General features: G+C 37.5%; 31 protein-coding genes. 30 read left to right on the top strand and 1 reads right to left on the bottom strand.

All coding sequences use genetic code 11. The features are described from left to right. The first annotated feature begins 68 nt into the window (after nt 1-68). The 4 genes from NH286_RS06750 (at nt 69) to NH286_RS06735 (ending at nt 3,724) form a co-directional block, all read left to right on the top strand. Nucleotides 69-1,277 (top strand): MalY/PatB family protein, encoded by a 1,209-nt coding sequence (locus tag NH286_RS06750; protein WP_265237764.1) that lies wholly within the window; start codon nt 69-71, stop codon nt 1,275-1,277. Between the two features lie 82 nt (nt 1,278-1,359). After that, nucleotides 1,360-2,289, top strand: coding sequence for a 2-keto-3-deoxygluconate permease (locus NH286_RS06745; protein WP_265237762.1), 930 nt, complete (start codon nt 1,360-1,362; stop codon nt 2,287-2,289). Nucleotides 2,290-2,297: 8 nt separating this feature from the next. After that, on the top strand, nt 2,298-2,768 hold the full coding sequence (locus tag NH286_RS06740; protein ID WP_265237760.1) for a GNAT family N-acetyltransferase: 471 nt from the start codon (nt 2,298-2,300) through the stop codon (nt 2,766-2,768). Nucleotides 2,769-2,788: 20 nt separating this feature from the next. Continuing rightward, the gene (locus NH286_RS06735) at nt 2,789-3,724 is read left to right on the top strand and encodes a 2-keto-3-deoxygluconate permease (RefSeq protein ID WP_106461032.1); all 936 of its coding nucleotides are present in this window, start codon (nt 2,789-2,791) and stop codon (nt 3,722-3,724) included. Between the two features lie 118 nt (nt 3,725-3,842). Here the strand turns inward: NH286_RS06735 and NH286_RS06730 are convergent, their stop codons facing one another. Further along, complete coding sequence (locus tag NH286_RS06730) at nt 3,843-5,777, bottom strand: FAD-dependent oxidoreductase (protein ID WP_265237757.1); 1,935 nt, start codon at nt 5,775-5,777, stop codon at nt 3,843-3,845. A gap of 441 nt (nt 5,778-6,218) precedes the next feature. On the opposite strand from NH286_RS06730, the gene rpsJ reads away from it, so the two are divergent. From rpsJ to rpsM, 26 genes are all read left to right on the top strand, one after another. Further along, nucleotides 6,219-6,530 (top strand): 30S ribosomal protein S10, encoded by a 312-nt coding sequence (gene rpsJ, locus NH286_RS06725; protein WP_004826901.1) that lies wholly within the window; start codon nt 6,219-6,221, stop codon nt 6,528-6,530. Nucleotides 6,531-6,609: 79 nt separating this feature from the next. Beyond that, on the top strand, nt 6,610-7,245 hold the full coding sequence (gene rplC, locus NH286_RS06720) for a 50S ribosomal protein L3 (RefSeq protein WP_106461030.1): 636 nt from the start codon (nt 6,610-6,612) through the stop codon (nt 7,243-7,245). Between the two features lie 10 nt (nt 7,246-7,255). After that, complete coding sequence (gene rplD, locus NH286_RS06715) at nt 7,256-7,879, top strand: 50S ribosomal protein L4 (protein ID WP_265237755.1); 624 nt, start codon at nt 7,256-7,258, stop codon at nt 7,877-7,879. Further along, a complete protein-coding gene (gene rplW / locus NH286_RS06710) occupies nt 7,879-8,172 on the top strand; it encodes a 50S ribosomal protein L23 (protein WP_106461028.1) in 294 nt (97 codons plus the stop codon). Before rplD ends, rplW begins: the two co-directional genes overlap by 1 nt. A gap of 11 nt (nt 8,173-8,183) precedes the next feature. Then, a complete protein-coding gene (gene rplB / locus NH286_RS06705; RefSeq protein ID WP_106461027.1) occupies nt 8,184-9,017 on the top strand; it encodes a 50S ribosomal protein L2 in 834 nt (277 codons plus the stop codon). A gap of 9 nt (nt 9,018-9,026) precedes the next feature. Then, the gene (rpsS, locus tag NH286_RS06700) at nt 9,027-9,314 is read left to right on the top strand and encodes a 30S ribosomal protein S19 (protein WP_106461026.1); all 288 of its coding nucleotides are present in this window, start codon (nt 9,027-9,029) and stop codon (nt 9,312-9,314) included. 9 nt (nt 9,315-9,323) lie between these two features. Continuing rightward, nucleotides 9,324-9,665 (top strand): 50S ribosomal protein L22, encoded by a 342-nt coding sequence (gene rplV, locus NH286_RS06695; RefSeq protein WP_106461025.1) that lies wholly within the window; start codon nt 9,324-9,326, stop codon nt 9,663-9,665. A gap of 7 nt (nt 9,666-9,672) precedes the next feature. Further along, nucleotides 9,673-10,410: a 30S ribosomal protein S3 gene (rpsC, locus tag NH286_RS06690; RefSeq protein WP_265214204.1), complete on the top strand. Its 738-nt coding sequence runs from the start codon at nt 9,673-9,675 to the stop codon at nt 10,408-10,410. Nucleotides 10,411-10,434: 24 nt separating this feature from the next. Beyond that, a complete protein-coding gene (gene rplP, locus NH286_RS06685) occupies nt 10,435-10,863 on the top strand; it encodes a 50S ribosomal protein L16 (RefSeq protein ID WP_106461023.1) in 429 nt (142 codons plus the stop codon). Nucleotides 10,864-10,865: 2 nt separating this feature from the next. Next, complete coding sequence (gene rpmC / locus NH286_RS06680; RefSeq protein ID WP_106461022.1) at nt 10,866-11,072, top strand: 50S ribosomal protein L29; 207 nt, start codon at nt 10,866-10,868, stop codon at nt 11,070-11,072. A 6-nt stretch (nt 11,073-11,078) separates the two neighbouring features. Beyond that, the gene (rpsQ, locus tag NH286_RS06675; protein WP_106461021.1) at nt 11,079-11,339 is read left to right on the top strand and encodes a 30S ribosomal protein S17; all 261 of its coding nucleotides are present in this window, start codon (nt 11,079-11,081) and stop codon (nt 11,337-11,339) included. A 17-nt stretch (nt 11,340-11,356) separates the two neighbouring features. Continuing rightward, nucleotides 11,357-11,725 (top strand): 50S ribosomal protein L14, encoded by a 369-nt coding sequence (gene rplN / locus NH286_RS06670; RefSeq protein ID WP_265237752.1) that lies wholly within the window; start codon nt 11,357-11,359, stop codon nt 11,723-11,725. Between the two features lie 9 nt (nt 11,726-11,734). After that, entirely contained in the window at nt 11,735-12,043 is a 309-nt protein-coding gene (gene rplX, locus NH286_RS06665) for a 50S ribosomal protein L24 (protein ID WP_106461019.1), read from the top strand. A 15-nt stretch (nt 12,044-12,058) separates the two neighbouring features. After that, complete coding sequence (gene rplE, locus NH286_RS06660; protein WP_106461018.1) at nt 12,059-12,601, top strand: 50S ribosomal protein L5; 543 nt, start codon at nt 12,059-12,061, stop codon at nt 12,599-12,601. Nucleotides 12,602-12,612: 11 nt separating this feature from the next. Next, the gene (locus NH286_RS06655; protein WP_004836723.1) at nt 12,613-12,798 is read left to right on the top strand and encodes a type Z 30S ribosomal protein S14; all 186 of its coding nucleotides are present in this window, start codon (nt 12,613-12,615) and stop codon (nt 12,796-12,798) included. A gap of 19 nt (nt 12,799-12,817) precedes the next feature. Further along, nucleotides 12,818-13,213 carry a 30S ribosomal protein S8 gene (gene rpsH / locus NH286_RS06650; RefSeq protein WP_265237750.1) on the top strand — a complete coding sequence of 132 codons (396 nt, stop codon included), beginning with the start codon at nt 12,818-12,820 and terminating at the stop codon, nt 13,211-13,213. A gap of 10 nt (nt 13,214-13,223) precedes the next feature. After that, nucleotides 13,224-13,763, top strand: coding sequence for a 50S ribosomal protein L6 (rplF, locus tag NH286_RS06645; RefSeq protein ID WP_106461016.1), 540 nt, complete (start codon nt 13,224-13,226; stop codon nt 13,761-13,763). A 6-nt stretch (nt 13,764-13,769) separates the two neighbouring features. Then, on the top strand, nt 13,770-14,132 hold the full coding sequence (gene rplR / locus NH286_RS06640) for a 50S ribosomal protein L18 (RefSeq protein ID WP_414826864.1): 363 nt from the start codon (nt 13,770-13,772) through the stop codon (nt 14,130-14,132). A gap of 12 nt (nt 14,133-14,144) precedes the next feature. Next, nucleotides 14,145-14,654, top strand: coding sequence for a 30S ribosomal protein S5 (rpsE, locus tag NH286_RS06635; RefSeq protein ID WP_106461014.1), 510 nt, complete (start codon nt 14,145-14,147; stop codon nt 14,652-14,654). 10 nt (nt 14,655-14,664) lie between these two features. Further along, entirely contained in the window at nt 14,665-14,847 is a 183-nt protein-coding gene (gene rpmD, locus NH286_RS06630) for a 50S ribosomal protein L30 (protein ID WP_234025846.1), read from the top strand. Between the two features lie 8 nt (nt 14,848-14,855). Next, nucleotides 14,856-15,335 carry a 50S ribosomal protein L15 gene (gene rplO, locus NH286_RS06625; RefSeq protein ID WP_106461012.1) on the top strand — a complete coding sequence of 160 codons (480 nt, stop codon included), beginning with the start codon at nt 14,856-14,858 and terminating at the stop codon, nt 15,333-15,335. A gap of 16 nt (nt 15,336-15,351) precedes the next feature. Beyond that, nucleotides 15,352-16,626, top strand: coding sequence for a preprotein translocase subunit SecY (gene secY, locus NH286_RS06620; protein ID WP_106461011.1), 1,275 nt, complete (start codon nt 15,352-15,354; stop codon nt 16,624-16,626). A 3-nt stretch (nt 16,627-16,629) separates the two neighbouring features. Next, complete coding sequence (locus NH286_RS06615) at nt 16,630-17,280, top strand: adenylate kinase (RefSeq protein ID WP_265237748.1); 651 nt, start codon at nt 16,630-16,632, stop codon at nt 17,278-17,280. A gap of 124 nt (nt 17,281-17,404) precedes the next feature. Beyond that, nucleotides 17,405-17,623: a translation initiation factor IF-1 gene (gene infA / locus NH286_RS06610; protein ID WP_265214196.1), complete on the top strand. Its 219-nt coding sequence runs from the start codon at nt 17,405-17,407 to the stop codon at nt 17,621-17,623. Nucleotides 17,624-17,680: 57 nt separating this feature from the next. After that, nucleotides 17,681-17,794 (top strand): 50S ribosomal protein L36, encoded by a 114-nt coding sequence (gene rpmJ, locus NH286_RS06605; RefSeq protein WP_019191178.1) that lies wholly within the window; start codon nt 17,681-17,683, stop codon nt 17,792-17,794. 9 nt (nt 17,795-17,803) lie between these two features. Continuing rightward, nucleotides 17,804-18,148 (top strand): 30S ribosomal protein S13, encoded by a 345-nt coding sequence (gene rpsM, locus NH286_RS06600; RefSeq protein ID WP_106461008.1) that lies wholly within the window; start codon nt 17,804-17,806, stop codon nt 18,146-18,148.

Below are 18,148 nucleotides of genomic sequence, written 5' to 3'. Positions count from 1 at the left end.
TATTTTCCTAAAGCAAAATGAGTATAATGAAAATAAGACATATAAAAGAATTAAACGAGGAGGAGATTATGAAATTTAACTTTGACCAGATGCTTGAAAGGCATGGGATGGATGCTATAGCTGTCGATGGGCTTGGTCTTATGCCTGGTATGAGTCCTGATAGGCCAAGGGAAGGCTTTGAAGTCATTCCTATGTGGGTTGCTGATATGAATTTCCCGACAGCGCCTTCCATCCAAGAAGCCATAATAAATAGGGTAAATCATCCAGCCTTTGGCTATTTTATGGCGACAGATGAATATTACCAGGCGATTATCTCTTGGCACAAGGATAGAAAGGGGATTTTCGACATCAAAAAAGAAGACATCGGCTATGAAAATGGGGTCTTGGGTGGCCTTATATCAGCCCTAAATGTCTTTTGCTCAAGAGGAGATAAGGTCCTAGCTCATTCTCCTACCTATATTGGTTTTACAAATTCTCTGGCTAATAATGGCTACCACATCATCCATTCAGACCTAATAAAGGATGAGTCTGGAAGATGGGTCATGGATTATGAGGATATGGAAAGAAAAATAATTGACCAAAAAATTACTACAGCCATAATCTGCAATCCTCATAACCCAACAGGCAGGGTTTGGACAAGGGAGGAATTAAAGAAGGCTGTCGATATTTTTCAACGCCACCAGGTAAAGATTATTTCTGATGAAATATGGTCAGATATTATTCTTTTTGGCCACAAGCAAATCCCAACCCAGTCAGTAAGCGCCTATGCCCACGAAAATACCGTAGCTCTCTATGCTCCAAGTAAGACCTTCAACCTTGCAGGTCTTGTAGGATCTTACCATATTATCTACAATGAATATATAAGAAATAGGATCAATAAGGAAGCCTCTCTTTCCCACTACAATTCCATGAATGTCTTATCCATGCACGCCCTAATTGGGGCCTATTCTAAGACAGGTCATGAATGGACTGACGAACTTAATAAAACTATAGGTGAGAATGTGAATTATGCTTGTGATTTTATTAGGGATAATTTTGCTGGCGTAGAAGTCTTTAAGCCAGAAGGCACCTATATGCTCTTTGTTGACTTTGAAAAATATTGCAAGGATAAGGCAGTGGATATCGGTCATATCTTAAAAGCTGGCTGGGATGTGGGAGTAGCTTGGCAAGATGGCAGGCCTTTCCACGGAAAATATTCTATAAGGATGAATCTAGCCTTGCCTTTCGCAAAAGTTAAGGAAGCCTTTGATAGACTTAAAAAATATGTGATCAAATGAGATTTATCCCCTGATTTATAAAAAAATCGGGGGATTTCTACTTAGGCTTTTAAGAATGGTAAAGTCTTATAAAGGAGATTTTATGGATTTTATTAAAAAAATTCCTGCGGGAAATATGATGGTGCCCCTTTTGTTTGCGGCCCTTATTCATACGTCTTTTCCTGATGGGATTGGATTTGGAGAATTTAGCCAGGCCCTATTTTCAAATGGGTCTGTCAAGGTCCTCATGGCCCTTAACCTTATGGCGGCTGGTTCTCAGATAGATTTTTCAAATATTGGCGAAGTTATAAAGAGGGCTGGTGTTATTTCCCTAGCAAGGATTTCTATGGGACTTATCCTTGTCTTTGGTATTTCAAAGCTTTTTGGCAGGGAAGGGGTTTTTGGTCTATCACTTTTGGCCCTTGCCTGCGGGGTTTTAAACCACAATAACTCCGTCTTTATCAGCCTAAATATAAATTATGGGGATAGGATTGACCAGGCCTTGGCAGGCTTTGGATCCCTTATAACAGGTCCTATGCTCGCTATGCTAGTTCTTGGCATGGGAGGCCTTGCTAATATTCCATTTTTGGCAATCTTAGATTCTGCCATGCCTGTGATTTTGGGGATTTTTATTGGACATTTCATAAAGGGATCTAGGGAGATTTTTTCTACAAGTCAAAAGATGATTATTCCCTTCTTAGGTTTTTCCATGGGGTCAGCAATTGACCTTAGAAATGTCTATAGGGCTGGCTTTTCTGGTCTTATCCTTGCCTTTGTTGTAATAGCTATAGTGGGATCTTTTACGGTCTTTGCTGATATGAAGTTTAACAAAAGGCCAGGCCATACTGGATGGGCCCTTGCCACAACTGGAGCCAATGCGGTAGCTGTGCCTGCTATGATTGCAGAAATTGATCCGACCTGGAAGGCCTTTGTAGGCCTTGCCACAGCCCAAGTAGCAGCTTCTGTTGTAGTTACAATTATTCTCACACCCATAATTACAGATTTTTGGGCTAAGAGATTTAAAAATAAGTAGGAGACAAGATGGAATTTAATGTTAAGGAAATAAAAGATAAGAAAGAAAAAGAAGAGATAGCTAGAGATATTTTAAATGATTTGCCAGAATGGTTTGGACTTGCTGAAAGTACTGAAGCCTATATAAGAGATTCTCAAGATAAGCACTTTTTGGCAGCTTTTTGTAAAAATAATCCGATTGGCTTCATTGTCTTAAATGCGACCAGCCCTGACTGTGCGGATATTTTTGTAATGGGGATAAAGAAGGCCTTTCACCGCCAAGGAGTAGGAAAAGCCTTAAATAAAGAGTATGAAAGGCTTGCCAAATCGCTAGGTTATTCGTATTCGCAAGTTAAGACTGTAGAGTTAGGTCATTATGAAGAATATGATATCACCAATAATTTTTATAAGGCTATCGGCTATAAGGAGCTTGAGGTATTTCCTAGCCTTTGGGATGAGTGGAACCCTTGCCAGATCTATATAAAGTATCTTGGGGACTAAGAGATTAGTAAGGATAAAATATGTTAAGTAAATTTTTCAAAAAAATTCCAGCGGCTACTATAATTGTCCCTTTATTTGTGGGAGCTCTTATAAATAGTCTAGCTCCAAGTGTATTTGACCTTGGACCGATGACTAAGGCTATAGCAAGCCCTGATGGCCTAAATGCAATCATTGATATAACCCTCCTTGCTGTAGGCAGCCAACTTACCCTAGCAAGGCTTAAAAAAGCCCTTCACAGGGGCCTAGTATTACTTTTATCTAAGTGGCTTACATCAATTGCCCTGGGCTATATATTTTTTAAAGCCTTTGGCAGAAATGGGATTTTCGGTATATCGGCTCTTGCCTTTATTGCTGCAATTTCAAATCAAAATAATTCTATTTTTATAGGCATAAGCGGTGATTATGGTGATGAATACGATATAGCAAGCGCAGCCATAACTGCCATTATTTCTGTGCCAATATTTACCTATTTTACCCTTTCAATGCTTGGAATAGCAGATATTACCCCTACATCAATTTTAGACTTGGCTATGCCTATTCTTTTAGGAATCTTTTTGGGAAATATTGACCAAGGCTTTTGTGAATTCCTCGCAGGGACCCAAAAATATATCATGCCCTTTTTGGGCTTTGCCATAGGTTGTGGGATAAATCTATCTACAATCCTAAGGGGAGGGGCTGGTGGTTTTATCTTAAGTCTTCTTACAATTGGAGCAGCCTTTGTGATTAGTCTGCCTCTTGATATATTTATAAACAAAAGACCAGGCTGGGCAGCGATTGCAATATATACAGCTGCGGGTAATTCTGTAATAGTGCCTGCTCTTGTAGCAGAACTTGATCCATCATGGCAGGCTTATGAGAGCCTTGCAGCAGCCCAATTGGGAACTGTCGTAATTGTTAGTTCTATTTTAGTGCCTCTTGCGGCAAGCTTTTGGCTTAAGATTCGAAAGGCTAAGTAATTTTGATGAAAAAATATATATGAAGATAGAATTTTTTTAGCGCAATTTAATATTTTTCAAAACATTAAAAACCCTCCGAGCTTTATAAGCCGGAGGGTAATTTTTTATTGAGATTTATTTATTTTTTATCGCTTTTACCTGCAAAATCATTTGTCACACTTTCATCTGCAAAGGCACTTGCGTTTTCGCCTGCTATATAACCCATATAGCCAGCTACACCTATGGCTTGTCTACCTGGGTAGAAGTCGCCAAAGAATTGGCCTGATGAGATTACACCTGATGCATAAAGGCCAGGTATTGGATTCCCGTCTTTGTCAACAACTTCAGCCCTTGGAGAAGTTTTAATTCCGCCGTATACACCACGGGTTCCATCATACATCAAAGCTGCGTAGTAAGGACCTTCTGCCTTAAATTCTTTAAGGAATTTAGGGTCTTTGCCGAAGTCTGTATCTTCGCCAGCCTTGGCTAGTTCGTTATATCTGTCTACTTCACCCTTGACTACTTCTGGGTCAAGTTCCATTAGCTTAGCTAATTCTTCGATAGTATCTGCCTTGTAAACTCTGATAATTTTGTCATTGTTGGCAGTTTTTTCTAGGTATTCTTCCAAGTGTGGAAGGTTTGGAGCGATTTCGCTATCCATGATTGCCCAAGCTGTATTTGGTCCGTCTTCTCTTACGAATTCAAATTTTTGTGGGTGGGATCCGCCGTCTTCCTTGAATACTCTCTTGCCTTCCATATTAAGAAGGATGGCTTCAAATGGATAACCATTTGTAGGATCGCCTACCATTGGGTAGTCGTGTGGGTTGGCATTAAATACGCCTGACATAGATTCTTGGAATGGATTCATAACAGCTCCTGCTTCTAGGGCAAGTTTGTGGCCGTCACCAGTGTTTCCTATAGCAGAGGCAGAGTATTCTCCAGCACCTCTCTTGTTGTATTCCTTATCCATTTCAGGGTTTCTTGCGTAGTCACCTGTTGCAAGGACTACTGCGCCAGCGTTGAAGGTTTTCTTGCCAGTCTTAGAATCAGAAATTACTCCCTTTATAACTCCGTCATCATTTATTAATTCTGTAGCTGGAGTATTTAGGTAAATATCAACTCCCAAATCATTTAGTTTTTTAACAAAGGTTGCGATTAGGTTTGGTGCACCCTTAGCATTTGCTTTTTTAGACGGAATGGTGATTGCTTCTGCGTTTTTCTTTGATTTCTCATTTGGGTTGATTTTTACAGTGATGGACCCATCTTTTTCACTAGGTTCAGTTCTGTAATCAACTCCGATTTCATCATAAACTTGCATTAGTTTTGGAGAAACATCGATAAGGGCATCGAGCATTTCCATGTCGATTGGGTTTAGATTTTGGGACCAAGACCTGTTTAGCCAGCCTGTTTTCATTGTTTCCTTGTCAGCTTCTGTTGGAGCGGCAAGCATATTACCACTAGCTGTGATTGATGTACCGCCTAGAAGACCGTTTTTTTCGATAAGTGCTACTTTTGCACCATCGCTAGCAGCCCTGTAAGCAGATACAATACCACTAAAACCGCCACCCGCTACAACTACGTCGTAGTCAAGTTCTTCATCTTTTACATCGACAGGTACTTCGACTTTTTTAAGGGCATCAACAACTTCCTTTGATGAACCTTCTTCAATAGCCTTAGCTGCGGCAGTTTTTACAGCTGCGGATGTGATTGTAGCACCAGAAACATTGTCGATTGCTAGAGATTGGTTATCGACAATAGCTTGAGGAATGGTATCGTAGACAGCTTCGCAAATACCACTTGTTTCATTTTCCTCGCCAATTTCAACTGATTCTATCTTATCCTTGCCAAGTTTAACAATGACTTCAACATCACCGTCAACACCTGTGGCAACAGCCTTATATTCGCCTTCTTTGTAGGCAATATCGGATGTTTTTTCTTTTTGTTCGGAAGTATCTTGAGACTTATCTTCGCTCTTCTCTTCGCTTTTAACTTCTTCTTTTTTGTTAACATCGTCATTCTGACAAGCTGTTAAAATTGAAGCACTCAAAAGCAATAACAATAATTTGTTTTTCATAATTCCCTCCTTATGTATGTTAATTAAATCTTAACATAGAATTAATATATTGGCAATATTGACATATATAAAATATAAGCATATTAGTCAATTATATTATAAGCATATTAGTCAATTATATAAAGAAGGAAATGAAAAATCAAAAATATTTGTATATAGACTTGAAAAGTAAAACCTAGCTGGTATATTTACTAGCAGGGTTTTTTACTAGCGTTTTAAAAGTTTTATATATAAACAAAAAGAATTGTAAAATCTAGAAAAAAACTTGCGAAATACGCTTAATTGTCGTATTATATATAAGTGCTTAGAAGTTAGATGTTGCTTATGTTTTAAGGCCAAAGACATAAGGGAACTCTAATCGAGCAAGCTTGGGAAGAATCCCGAGTGATTTCCAAATTATTATCAAACGCCCGGGTGAGCGTGAAAGAAAGAGAGAGGAAAATGGCTAATCAACAAAAGATAAGAATCAGACTTAGAGCTTATGATCACGAAGTGATTGACAGCTCTGCAGAGAAAATCGTAGAAGCAGTTAAAAGAAGCGGAGCAGAAGTAAGTGGACCAATTCCATTACCAACAGAAATCGAAAGAATTACAATTCTTAGAGCTGTCCACAAGTACAAAGATTCCAGAGAACAGTTTGAACAAAGAACACACAAGAGATTAATCGACATCATAGGACCTAATGCAAAGACATTAGACGCACTAAAGAAGTTAAATCTTCCAGCTGGTGTAGATATCGAAATTAAACTATAACTGTAATTAGGATGATTGAGAATAGGGGTTAATAAGAATTAACTAGATTGATCAATCCGCTGTAATTAAGGAGGTACTCATGAAGAGTATATTTACAACAAAAGTAGGCATGACTCAAGTAATCGATGCTGACGGAGTTATCACTCCTGTTACTGTTCTAAAAGCAGAGGAAAATGCCGTTGTCCAAGTTAAGACAATCGAAAATGACGGTTACAATGCTATCCAAGTAGGAACAGTTGACAAAAAAGAAAAAAATGTCAAAAAACCTATCAGAGGTCACTATGACAAAGCTGGTGTATCTTACAAAAGATACCTTAAAGAAATTAGACTAGGCGATGAAGCTACAGAACTAAAAGCTGGTGATAAGATCACAGTTGATATCTTTGAAGAAGGCGAACTAGTTGATATAGTTGCTATATCAAAAGGTAAGGGAACTCAAGGTGCTATCAAAAGATGGAACTACGGAAGAGGACCTGCAAGCCACGGTTCAAAATCTCACAGAGTAGCAGGTGCTAGAGCAGCAGGTTCTGACCCAGCTAGAGTATTCAAAGGTAGAAAAGGTTCAGGAAAAATGGGACATGACCGTGTTACTATCCAAAATGTTAAACTTGTAAAAGTAAACGCAGAAGATAGCTACATCTTAGTAAAAGGTGGCGTTCCAGGACCTAAAGGCGGCCTTGTAGAAGTAAAAAGCGCTATAAAAAGCCTAGACTAAGGAGGAGAAAATGCCTAAAGTAGATATTTTAAATATAAAAGGAGAAAATGTTGGTTCTCTAGAGCTAAACGAAACTCTATTTGCTACAGAAATAAGCGAACACGCTGTATATGAAGTAGTTAAAAACCAACTTGCAAATAAAAGACAAGGTACTCAATCAGCAAAGACACGTGCTGAAGTACGTGGTGGTGGTAGAAAACCATTCAGACAAAAGGGAACTGGACGTGCTCGTCAAGGTTCTATAAGAGCACCACACTTCACAGGCGGTGGTGTAGTATTTGCACCAAAGCCAAGAGACTACAGCTACAAATTAGCAAAGAAATTAAGAAGAAAAGCACTTTACTCAGTACTTACATCTAAACTTGAAAACAATGAACTAGTAGTAGTTGATAGCCTTGCCCTAGAAAATTCTAAGACAAAAGAAGCAAAGGCTGCACTAAGTGCCCTAAACGCTGAAAAGAAAGCATACGTAGTAACAGCAGAAAGAGATGACCTAGTATATAGATCATTTAGAAACCTTGCTGGCGTAGACGTAGCTGAGGCAAGACTAGTAAATGTTTATGATTTAGTAAGACACAACAAGTTAGTAATTACAAAAGATGCAATTGCTAAACTTGAGGAGGTATTTATCTAATGAAAGCACCTTACCAAATAATCAAAAGACCAATTATTACAGAAAAAAGCATGGAAATGCTTGATGAAAACAAATACACATTTGAAGTAGACAAAAATGCAAATAAGCCACAAATCAAAGAAGCAGTAGAAGCAATCTTTGAAGGCGTAAAAGTAAAATCAGTTAGAACCATGAACTATACAGGCAAAAAAGTAAGAACAAGATATGGTTATGGTAAAAGAAGTGACTGGAAAAAAGCTATCGTTGAACTAACAGAAGATAGCCAAGCAATTGAATACTTCGACGGACTATAAGGAGGGGTTAAATGGCTATTAGAAAATTAAAACCAACTTCAAACGGACATAGAAATATGTCAGTAAGTACCTTTGAAGAAGTTACTACATCAAAACCATACAAGAAACTTACAACCGACCTTAAGAGCAAGGGCGGAAGAAACAATACAGGTAGAACAACATTAAGATTCCGTGGTGGCGGAGTTAAGAGAAGATATAGAATTATCGACTTCAAAAGAGATAAGGACAATATCCCAGCAAAAGTACAAACCATCGAATACGATCCAAACAGAAGCGCATATATCGCACTAGTAGCTTATGCTGATGGTGAAAAAAGATATATCCTAGCTCCAAAGGGACTAAAAGTAGGCGATGTAATCGAATCAGGATCTGAAGCTGATATCAAACCAGGTAACGCACTAGAGCTAAAAGACATCCCAGTAGGTACAACAGTACACGCTGTAGAACTTAGAGCAGGTACAGGTGCAACACTTGTAAGAAGTGCAGGAACTGGCGCTCAACTTATGGCAAAAGAAGGAAACTTTGCAACACTAAGATTACCTTCAGGCGAAGTAAGAATGGTACACCTAAACTGTAAAGCAACAGTAGGAACTGTAGGAAATACAGAACACGAGCTAATCAGAGTAGGTAAGGCTGGTAAGAGCAGATACCTAGGCAGAAGACCTCACGTAAGAGGATCAGCAATGAACCCAGTTGACCATCCACACGGTGGTGGTGAAGGTAGAACACCAATCGGTAGACCAGCACCAATGACACCATGGGGCAAAAAAGCAATCGGTGTTAAAACAAGAAATGCTAAAAAACAATCTTCTGCATACATCGTAAGAAGAAGAAACGAAAAATAGGGGGATATAATGGCTAGATCACTTAAAAAAGGACCATTTGTCGATGATCATTTAATGAAAAAAATCGAAGCTTTAAATGAAAAAAATGAAAAGAAAGTTGTAAGAACATGGTCAAGACGTTCTACAATATTCCCTGAATTTGTAGAACATACAATCGCAGTACATGACGGAAGAAAACACGTTCCAATCTATATCACAGAAGATATGGTAGGTCATAAACTAGGCGAATTTGTACCAACAAGAACATTCAGAGGCCACGCTAAAAAGGCAACTGAAATGAAAAGCAAAATGAGGTAGGAGAAACTAATGAAAGTAAGAGCAATAGCTAAATATCAAAGGATATCTCCTCTTAAAGTTAACTATATAGCAAGAGAAATCAGAGGCAAACAAGTTGATGAAGCACTAAATATCCTTAGATTTACAAACAAAAAAGGTGCTAGACTACTTGAAGATGTACTAAAAAGTGCAATTGCCAACGCTGAAAACAACAACGGACTTGACAGGGAAAATCTAATAGTTGAAAAAGCATACGCAAATGATGCACCAACTATGAAAAGATACAGACCTAAAGCTAAGGGTGCTGCATACCCTATATTAAAAAGATCAAGTCATATCGGCGTAGAGTTAGCGGATATAGAGGAAAGGTAGGATTAATATGGGACAAAAAGTAAACCCTAAAGGATATAGAGTAGGCGTAATCAAAGATTGGGATTCAAAATGGTTTGCTGACAAAAAAGATTTCTCAGACCTTCTAGTAGAAGACTACAAAATAAGAGAATTCATCAAAAAGACAGCATACGATGCAGGAATCGCAGATATCGAAATCGAAAGAGCAGTAAACAATCTTAAGGTTACAATCTTTACAGGAAAACCAGGAATGGTAATCGGTAGAGGTGGAGCTGGAGTAGAAGAGTTAAAAACAAAATTAGAAAAAATAGCTCCTGGTAAAAGAATCATCATCAATGTTGAAGAAATCAAATACCAAGACCTATCTGCTCAATTAGTTGCTGAAAATATAGCAAGCCAACTAGAAAACAGAGTTGCATTTAGACGTGCAATGAAACAAGTAATCGGTAGAACAATGAGAGCCGGCGCTAAAGGAATCAAGACAATGGTTTCAGGAAGAGTTGGCGGTGCTGATATGGCAAGAAGTGAAGGATACTCAGAAGGTACAATTCCACTTCAAACCTTAAGAGCAAACATAGACTACGGATTTGCTGAAGCAGATACAGAATATGGTAAGATTGGTTGCAAGGTTTGGATCTATAAAGGCGAAGTACTTCCAGGAGAAAAAGCTGAAAGAGAACCAAAACTAGCTGCACCACAAAACAACAGAAGAAGAAAAAGAAATAATAGACGTCCAAACAAAGCTAACGCAAAGGGACAAAATTAGTCTTAAAGATTAGGAGAAATTTTTATGTTAATGCCTAAAAGAGTTAAATATCGTAGACAACATAGAGGCAGAATGAAAGGTAACGCTAATAGAGGTAACCAACTAGCTTACGGTGAGTATGGTTTACAAGCTCTAGAAGCTTGCTGGATGACAGCAAACCAAATCGAGGCTGCTCGTCGTGCGATGACAAGATATATAAAAAGAGGCGGAAATATTTGGATTAAAGTATTTCCAGACAAACCAGTATCTAAAAAGCCTGCAGAGGTAAGAATGGGTTCTGGTAAAGGTGCACCAGAGTATTGGGTAGCCGTTATCAAACCAGGAAAAGTACTATTTGAGATGAGTGGTGTTAGTGAAGAAGTTGCAAGAGAAGCTATGAGACTTGCTGCACAAAAACTTCCAGTAAAGACAAAATTCATCCAAAGACTTGAAGTAACAGGTACGGAGGAATAAGGATGAAAGTAAAAGAAATCAGAAATTTATCAGATAGAGATTTAGATAAACAACTATTTGATTTACAAAATGAGCTTTTCAATCTTCGTTTTAGGCTTGCCACAGGTCAATTAGAAAACCCAGCAGCTATTGGAACTGTTAAGAAAGATATAGCTAGAGTAAAGACTATCCAAACAGAAAGAAAGCTACAACAGGGCAAGGAGGCTTAATCTTAAATGGAAAGAAATAGAAGAAACGTACGCCAAGGCGTGGTAGTTTCAGATGCAATGGACAAAACAATAACAGTCCTTGTAGAAGAAAAAATACCACACCCAGTATACAAGAAGAGAATAAACAGAAGCAAAAAATACAAAGCTCATGATGAAAATAACGAAGCTAAAGTTGGCGATAAAGTAGTAATAATGGAAACAAGAGCCCTATCTAAAACAAAAAGATGGAGACTAGTACGCATTAGCCAAGCGGCAGAAATTGTTTAATTGATAAGGAGATTATTATGATACAACAAGAAACTCGTATGAGAGTTGCAGATAACTCCGGCGCAAGAGAACTTTTAGTAATCAAAGTTCTTGGAGGAACCAGAAGAAGATATGCTAATATTGGTGATGTAGTAACTTGTTCAGTTAAAAGTGCAACACCCGGCGGAGCGGTAAAAAAAGGTCAAGTAGTAAAAGCAGTAATAGTTAGAACAAAAATAGGACTAAAAAGAGTCGATGGTTCAACAATCAACTTCGATGATAATGCTGCAGTAATCATAAAAGATGACCTAACACCAGTAGGAACAAGAATCTTTGGACCAGTAACCAGAGAGCTAAGATCTGAAGGCTTTATGAGAATTATCTCACTAGCACCGGAAGTATTATAGGGGGATAAAATGCATATAAAAAAAGGCGATAAAGTCCAAATAATATCAGGTGAATATAAAGGACATGTTGGAGAAGTATTACAAGCTTTCCCAAAAGAAAATAGAGTAATAGTTGAAGGTGTAAACGTACAAGTAAAACACCAAAAACCAACCCAAATGGGTGGCGAAAGCGGAAGACTTGAAAAAAATGGTCCTATTGATGCATCAAATGTACTTCTATATTCAGAAGAACTAAAAAAAGGTGTTCGTACAGAAATAGTTTACGAAGATGGTAAAAAAGTTCGTAAATCAAAGAAAACTGACGAAAAATTCGACTAGTTGATAGGAGAAATTATGACAAGCAGACTTAAAGAAAAATATCAAAATGAAGTTGTTGGTAAGTTAATAGAAAAATTTGGTTACCAAAACGTAATGGAAGTTCCAAAGTTAACAAAAATAGTTATAAACTGCGGACTTGGAGAAGCAAAAGATAACCAAAACTTATTAAACTCAGCAAAACGTGAGCTAAGCCTAATAACTGGTCAACAACCAATAGAATTAAAAGCTAAAAAATCAGTAGCAAACTTCAAACTAAGAGAAGGTCAAGCAATTGGTACAAAAGTAACCCTAAGAAGAGAAAAAATGTATGACTTCCTAGACAAGTTAATCTCAATTTCACTACCAAGGGTAAGAGACTTTAGAGGAATAAATCCAAACTCATTTGACGGAAGAGGAAACTATTCACTAGGTATCAAAGAGCAACTAATCTTCCCAGAAATCAAATACGATGATGTAGACTTCCTACACGGAATGGACATCTCAATCGTAACAACAGCTAAGACTGATGAAGAAGCAAAAGCATTCTTAGAATTAATGGGAATGCCTTTTAAGAAATAGAAGGAGCAAAAATGGCTAAGAAGTCACTAAGAGCTAAACAACAAAGAAAACAAAAATTCTCAACAAGAGAATACACAAGATGTAAACTTTGTGGAAGACCACACGGCTACTTAAGAAAATATGGAATCTGCCGTATTTGCTTTAGAGAACTTGCAAATAATGGACAAATTCCAGGAGTAAGAAAAGCAAGCTGGTAATTAAGGGGGAAAGATAATTATGATGACAGATCCAATAGCGGATATGCTAACAAGAATCAGAAATGGTAATAAAGCAAACCATAAACAGGTTTCACTACCATCTTCTAATGAGAAAAAAGCTATTGCCCAAATACTTCTTGATGAAGGCTTTATAACAGGGTTTAACGTAGAAGAAGACGGCAAACAAGGTATTCTTACAATAGATTTAAAATATACAGAAAATGGCGAAAGAGTAATCTCAGGCTTAAGAAGAATTTCTAAACCAGGCCTAAGAGTTTACGTAAAAGCAAATGAAGTTCCAAAAGTACTTGACGGACTAGGAACAGCAATTATTTCGACATCAAAAGGACTTTTAACAGACCGCGCTGCAAGAAGCGAAAACGTAGGCGGCGAAGTTATTTGTTACGTATGGTAAGGAGTAATATATGTCAAGAATAGGTAAACAACCAATACACATACCTTCTGGAGTAACAGTAGAAATAAACGGAAGAAATGTAAAAGTAAAAGGCCCTAAAGGCGAAGATGCTCTAACAGTATCTGAAAGAGTAAGTCTAGTCCAAGAAGGCGATGAAATACTAGTACAAATTCCAGAAAACTACACAAAAGAAGAAAATATCGATCACGGTCTATATAGATCACTACTAAACAACATAGTTGTAGGTGTATCAGAAGGTTATTCAAAAACACTTCAAATCGAAGGTACAGGATATAGAGCTAATAAACAAGGTAAAAACCTAGTAATGAACCTAGGCTACTCACACCAAGTAACAATGGAAGATCCTGAAGGAATCGAAGTAGAAGTACCAAACGATAGAACCATAATTGTAAAAGGATATAACAAACAATTAGTAGGTCAACATGCTGCAAACATCAGAGCAAAAAGAAAACCAGAACCATACAAGGGCAAGGGAATCAGATATACTGATGAGCATGTAAGACGTAAAGTCGGTAAAACAGGTAAGTAGGAGAAAATAATGGCAAGAAAACACAAAAACGATAGACTAATAACTCGTAAAAAAAGAGTTAGAGCTAAAATTTCAGGCACTCCTCAAAGACCAAGACTTTCAGTATATAAATCAAATACAAACATCTATGCACAACTAATCGACGATGTAAACGGAGTAACACTTGCAAGTGCCAACACCCTACAAAAAGAAGTAATCAATGCTTCATCAGCAAACATCGAAGCTGCTAAAAAAGTAGGAAGCGCAATAGCAAAAAGAGCACTCGAAGCAGGCATAGAAGAAGTAGTATTTGACAGAAACGGATATTTATATCACGGAAAAGTTAAAGCAGTCGCAGATGCAGCAAGAGAAGCTGGTCTTAAGTTTTAGGAGGTTTTGAAAGTGAAATATTTATTAAAAAGTGAAGTGGAAAAACTAAACCTCGAAGATAGAGTAGTTGCAATCAACAGAGTTGCTAAAACCGTAAAAGGTGGACGTAACATGAGATTTTCAGCACTAGTAGTAGTTGGAAACTCAAATGGAGTAGTTGGTGTAGGAACAGGAAAAGCTACAGAAGTACCAGAAGCTATAAGAAAAGCAACTGAAAATGCTAAAAAACACATGATCGAAGTACCATTAGTAGGTACAACAATACCACACAGAATTGAGGGACACTCTGCAGCAGGAAGAGTACTACTAATGCCAGCTGCAGAAGGTACCGGAATCATCGCAGGTGGTCCAGTACGTGCTATATGCGAACTTGCAGGTTACAAAGATATCAAGGCTAAAAACCTAGGTACATCAAACCCAAGAAACATCATCAACGCATGTGTAGAAGCATTCTCAAACATGAAAACAGTCGAAGAAATCGCAAGACTTCGTGGTAAATCGGTAGAAGAATTTGACTATTAAGGAGAAAACAATGGCAAAAATTGAAATCACACTTAAAAGATCTTTTATCGGTAAAAAAGATGATCAAATAAGAACAGCAAAAGCCCTAGGCCTAAGAAAAATTGGTCAAACAGTGGTAAAAGAAAATAACGACGCAATCAAAGGTATGATTCACAAAATCGACCACATGGTATGTGTCAAAGAAATAAACTGAGGTGGGAAATGAAATTACATGATTTAGCCCCAAATGAAAGATTAAAAGATAAGAAAAGAAAAGGTAGAGGCCCAGGTTCAGGACTTGGTAAAAGATCTGGACGTGGACAAGACGGTCAAAACTCAAGAAGCGGTGGCGGTACAAGACCAGGCTTTGAAGGTGGCCAAATGCCTCTATACAGACGTCTTCCAAAAAGAGGATTCAAAAACATCAACAGAAAGATTTATGAAACAATCAATGTTGAAAGCTTAAACATCTTCGAAGACGGAACAGAAGTAACACCAGAATTATTATTTGAAAACAAAATCCTAAGAAAAAACAAAGCAAAAGACGGCGTTAAAATCTTAGGAGACGGAAATCTAGAAAAGAAACTAACAATAAAAGCTCATAAATTTACTAAATCTGCTGAAGAAAAAATCAAAGCAGCAGGTGGATCAGTAGAAACTATCGAAGTTAAAAAATGGGTAAAACCATCTAAAAAAGCTTAATAGAAAAGAGTGATTCATGCTAGATATAATAAGAAAGGCAGCTGGAGAAAAGGAAATTAGACAAAAATTTTACTTTACTCTAATGATGCTTGTAATCTATAGATTAGGAAATAACATTCCAATACCATTTATAGATTCACAAGCCCTAGCCAATGCTTACAGCAATGTTGAGGGAACCTTAGTAGACTACCTAAACATGTTAACAGGTGGTGGCCTATCAACCCTATCAATATTTGCCCTAGGTGTACAACCATACATCACAGCATCAATAGTAATGCAGCTTTTAACAGTTGTAATACCAAGGCTAGAAGAGCTAACTAGAGAAGGTGAGCAAGGAAGAAAAACCATCCAGAAATACACCAGATACGTAACCATAGCACTCGCAATATTCCAAGCGATAGCTATAACAAACGGTCTATATGGAGCAGCCCTATCAAATGCGACAGGCTTCCAAAAAATCGTAATGAACGTAGTATTAATCGGTGGCACAATGTTTGTAACATGGATGGGCGAAACCATGACAGAAAAGGGACTTGGCAATGGTACAAGCTTACTAATCTTCATGGGAATCATCGCCTCCTTCCCAAGAACCTTAGCTAGATGGCAAGAAGGTCTACACTACAACACCACAAGCGTACTAGCAATCGCCATAATGTGCGTAATCATAGTACTAATAGTAATGGCAGTAGTAATGATCTCAGAAGGTGAAAGAAAAATTCCAATCCAGTATGCAAAAAGAGTTGTCGGACGTAAAATGTATGGCGGTCAATCAACCCACATACCAGTAAAGGTAAACATGGGTAATGTAATGCCAATAATCTTTGCATCAGCAGTTCTTGCAATCCCATCAACAGTTTCCCTATTTTTTGGAAACGGAAGACAAAGTGGATTAACAGCATTTTTCAATAATTCTACATTTGGATTTGGAGTATATTTACTAGTACAAAGTGTGCTAATATTAATATTTGCTTACTTCTACAATCAAATTCAATTTAATACTGTTGAGTATGCAAAGCAACTTCAACAAAACGGTGGATTCATCCCAGGCATCAGACCTGGAAAACCAACCAGTGACTTCCTAGCCAATGTATCAACAAAAATAACATTTGTAGGATCAGTAGCCCTAGCCCTACTAACTATAGTACCAGCTGTAGCAAGTAGAGTATTAGGACTAGACATATCATTCGGTGGTTCAAGTGTCATAATCGTAGTTGGAGTAATAATAGAAACTGTTAAACAAATCGAAGCTATGATGACAATGAAGCAATATAAAGGATTTTTAAACAGGTAAGACATGAATATAATTTTGTTAGGCCCACCAGGAGCTGGAAAGGGTACGCTATCAAGTAAAATAATAAATGAAAAAAATGCAGTTCAGATAGCAACAGGTGATATATTCAGATATAATATCTCAAATAAAACTGAACTGGGAATGAAAGCAAAATCTTTTATGGACAAAGGAGACCTAGTACCAGATGAGCTAACAATAGACCTGGTATGGGATACCTTTGATAAACTAGACAAAGAAGAAAATACCATAGTCTTATTTGATGGATTTCCAAGAAACATGAAACAGGCCAAGGCCTTAGATTACGGAATGGAAGAAAGAAACACCGAAATAAGCAAGGTAGTATACTTCAACGTAGATAGTCAAATCCTAATAGATAGGATCACAGGCAGAAGAGTATGCCCAGACTGCGGAGAAACCTACCACATTAAAAATCACAAGCCAGAAAAAGAAGGTATCTGTGATAGATGTGGTGGAAAATTAATCCAAAGAAATGATGACAATTATGATACAGTCAAAAACCGTATCAATATCTACAACGAGCAAACCAGTCCACTTATAGACTACTACAAAGAAGCTGGTAAGCTAATAACAATAGATGGCGCTAAAACTCCAGAAGAAGTTTTTAACGAGTTTAATAATAAATTAGGGGAATAAACTTAATTTATGTTAGGAAAAATAGATGTGATAGAATCTTTCATAGATTTCTAGAACAAAGTCGTTGATAAGAAATAAAGCGTTCAATAGACATTTTAGAGATAATAAAAAGGAGGTTCTATCAATGTCAAAAAAAGATGCTATAGAAGTAACAGGGGAAGTTATCGAAGCCAAACCAAATGCAATATTTGTAGTAAGACTAGATAACGGACATGAAATACAAGCTCATATATCAGGAAAGCTTCGTATGAACAGCATTAGAATATTAGAAGGAGATAAGGTAACAGTAGAATTATCTCCTTACGATCTTAGCCAAGGTAGAATAACCTGGAGAAAGAAGTAGCCCGGCGATATATCGGGTAGTCCCAAGGCAAGATATAAACTTAAGTTAGGAGCAAAAATGAAAGTTAGAGCATCAGTTAAAAAAATGTGTGATAAATGCAAGGTTATCAAAAGAAATGGTAAAGTAATGGTAATCTGCGACAATCCAAAACACAAACAAAGACAAGGTTAGGAGGGTACAATGCCAAGAATAGCTGGTATAGATTTACCTAGAGAAAAAAGAGCAGAAATCGGACTAACATATATATATGGTATAGGTCGTTCAACTGCAAACGAAATACTAAAAAACACAGGAATCAATCCTGATACAAAGATGAAAGACCTTACAGAAGAAGAACTTGGTCAAATCCGTGATGAACTAAACAAATACACAATCGAAGGTGATCTAAGAAGAGAAAGAAATCTCAACATCAAGGCCCTAAGAGAAAATGGTTCATACAGAGGACTAAGACACAAAATGGGACTTCCAGTAAGAGGTCAAAATACTAAAAACAACGCAAGAACAAGAAAAAGCAGAAAGGGTTAA

Origin of the sequence: Anaerococcus sp. NML200574, assembly GCF_026131665.1 — a bacterium.
Lineage (GTDB): Bacteria > Bacillota > Clostridia > Tissierellales > Peptoniphilaceae > Anaerococcus > Anaerococcus kampingae.
The sequence above is the reverse complement of the archived record's forward strand: the minus strand, read 5'-3'. Positions and strand labels throughout refer to the sequence as shown.

Coding starts and splice junctions, on each gene's coding strand:
- rpmC (WP_106461022.1), top strand. CDS start 10,866: ATGAAAGTAAAAGAAATCAGAAATTTATCAGATAGAGATTTAGATAAA.
- rpsM (WP_106461008.1), top strand. CDS start 17,804: ATGCCAAGAATAGCTGGTATAGATTTACCTAGAGAAAAAAGAGCAGAA.
- rpsQ (WP_106461021.1), top strand. CDS start 11,079: ATGGAAAGAAATAGAAGAAACGTACGCCAAGGCGTGGTAGTTTCAGAT.
- rpmJ (WP_019191178.1), top strand. CDS start 17,681: ATGAAAGTTAGAGCATCAGTTAAAAAAATGTGTGATAAATGCAAGGTT.
- rpsC (WP_265214204.1), top strand. CDS start 9,673: ATGGGACAAAAAGTAAACCCTAAAGGATATAGAGTAGGCGTAATCAAA.
- rplX (WP_106461019.1), top strand. CDS start 11,735: ATGCATATAAAAAAAGGCGATAAAGTCCAAATAATATCAGGTGAATAT.
- NH286_RS06655 (WP_004836723.1), top strand. CDS start 12,613: ATGGCTAAGAAGTCACTAAGAGCTAAACAACAAAGAAAACAAAAATTC.
- rplO (WP_106461012.1), top strand. CDS start 14,856: ATGAAATTACATGATTTAGCCCCAAATGAAAGATTAAAAGATAAGAAA.
- NH286_RS06750 (WP_265237764.1), top strand. CDS start 69: ATGAAATTTAACTTTGACCAGATGCTTGAAAGGCATGGGATGGATGCT.
- rpsH (WP_265237750.1), top strand. CDS start 12,818: ATGATGACAGATCCAATAGCGGATATGCTAACAAGAATCAGAAATGGT.
- rplP (WP_106461023.1), top strand. CDS start 10,435: ATGTTAATGCCTAAAAGAGTTAAATATCGTAGACAACATAGAGGCAGA.
- NH286_RS06730 (WP_265237757.1), bottom strand. CDS start 5,777: ATGAAAAACAAATTATTGTTATTGCTTTTGAGTGCTTCAATTTTAACA.
- rpsJ (WP_004826901.1), top strand. CDS start 6,219: ATGGCTAATCAACAAAAGATAAGAATCAGACTTAGAGCTTATGATCAC.
- rplW (WP_106461028.1), top strand. CDS start 7,879: ATGAAAGCACCTTACCAAATAATCAAAAGACCAATTATTACAGAAAAA.
- secY (WP_106461011.1), top strand. CDS start 15,352: ATGCTAGATATAATAAGAAAGGCAGCTGGAGAAAAGGAAATTAGACAA.
- infA (WP_265214196.1), top strand. CDS start 17,405: ATGTCAAAAAAAGATGCTATAGAAGTAACAGGGGAAGTTATCGAAGCC.
- rplD (WP_265237755.1), top strand. CDS start 7,256: ATGCCTAAAGTAGATATTTTAAATATAAAAGGAGAAAATGTTGGTTCT.
- NH286_RS06615 (WP_265237748.1), top strand. CDS start 16,630: ATGAATATAATTTTGTTAGGCCCACCAGGAGCTGGAAAGGGTACGCTA.
- NH286_RS06735 (WP_106461032.1), top strand. CDS start 2,789: ATGTTAAGTAAATTTTTCAAAAAAATTCCAGCGGCTACTATAATTGTC.
- rplB (WP_106461027.1), top strand. CDS start 8,184: ATGGCTATTAGAAAATTAAAACCAACTTCAAACGGACATAGAAATATG.
- rplE (WP_106461018.1), top strand. CDS start 12,059: ATGACAAGCAGACTTAAAGAAAAATATCAAAATGAAGTTGTTGGTAAG.
- NH286_RS06745 (WP_265237762.1), top strand. CDS start 1,360: ATGGATTTTATTAAAAAAATTCCTGCGGGAAATATGATGGTGCCCCTT.
- rplV (WP_106461025.1), top strand. CDS start 9,324: ATGAAAGTAAGAGCAATAGCTAAATATCAAAGGATATCTCCTCTTAAA.
- rplC (WP_106461030.1), top strand. CDS start 6,610: ATGAAGAGTATATTTACAACAAAAGTAGGCATGACTCAAGTAATCGAT.
- rpsS (WP_106461026.1), top strand. CDS start 9,027: ATGGCTAGATCACTTAAAAAAGGACCATTTGTCGATGATCATTTAATG.
- rplN (WP_265237752.1), top strand. CDS start 11,357: ATGATACAACAAGAAACTCGTATGAGAGTTGCAGATAACTCCGGCGCA.
- NH286_RS06740 (WP_265237760.1), top strand. CDS start 2,298: ATGGAATTTAATGTTAAGGAAATAAAAGATAAGAAAGAAAAAGAAGAG.
- rplF (WP_106461016.1), top strand. CDS start 13,224: ATGTCAAGAATAGGTAAACAACCAATACACATACCTTCTGGAGTAACA.
- rpmD (WP_234025846.1), top strand. CDS start 14,665: ATGGCAAAAATTGAAATCACACTTAAAAGATCTTTTATCGGTAAAAAA.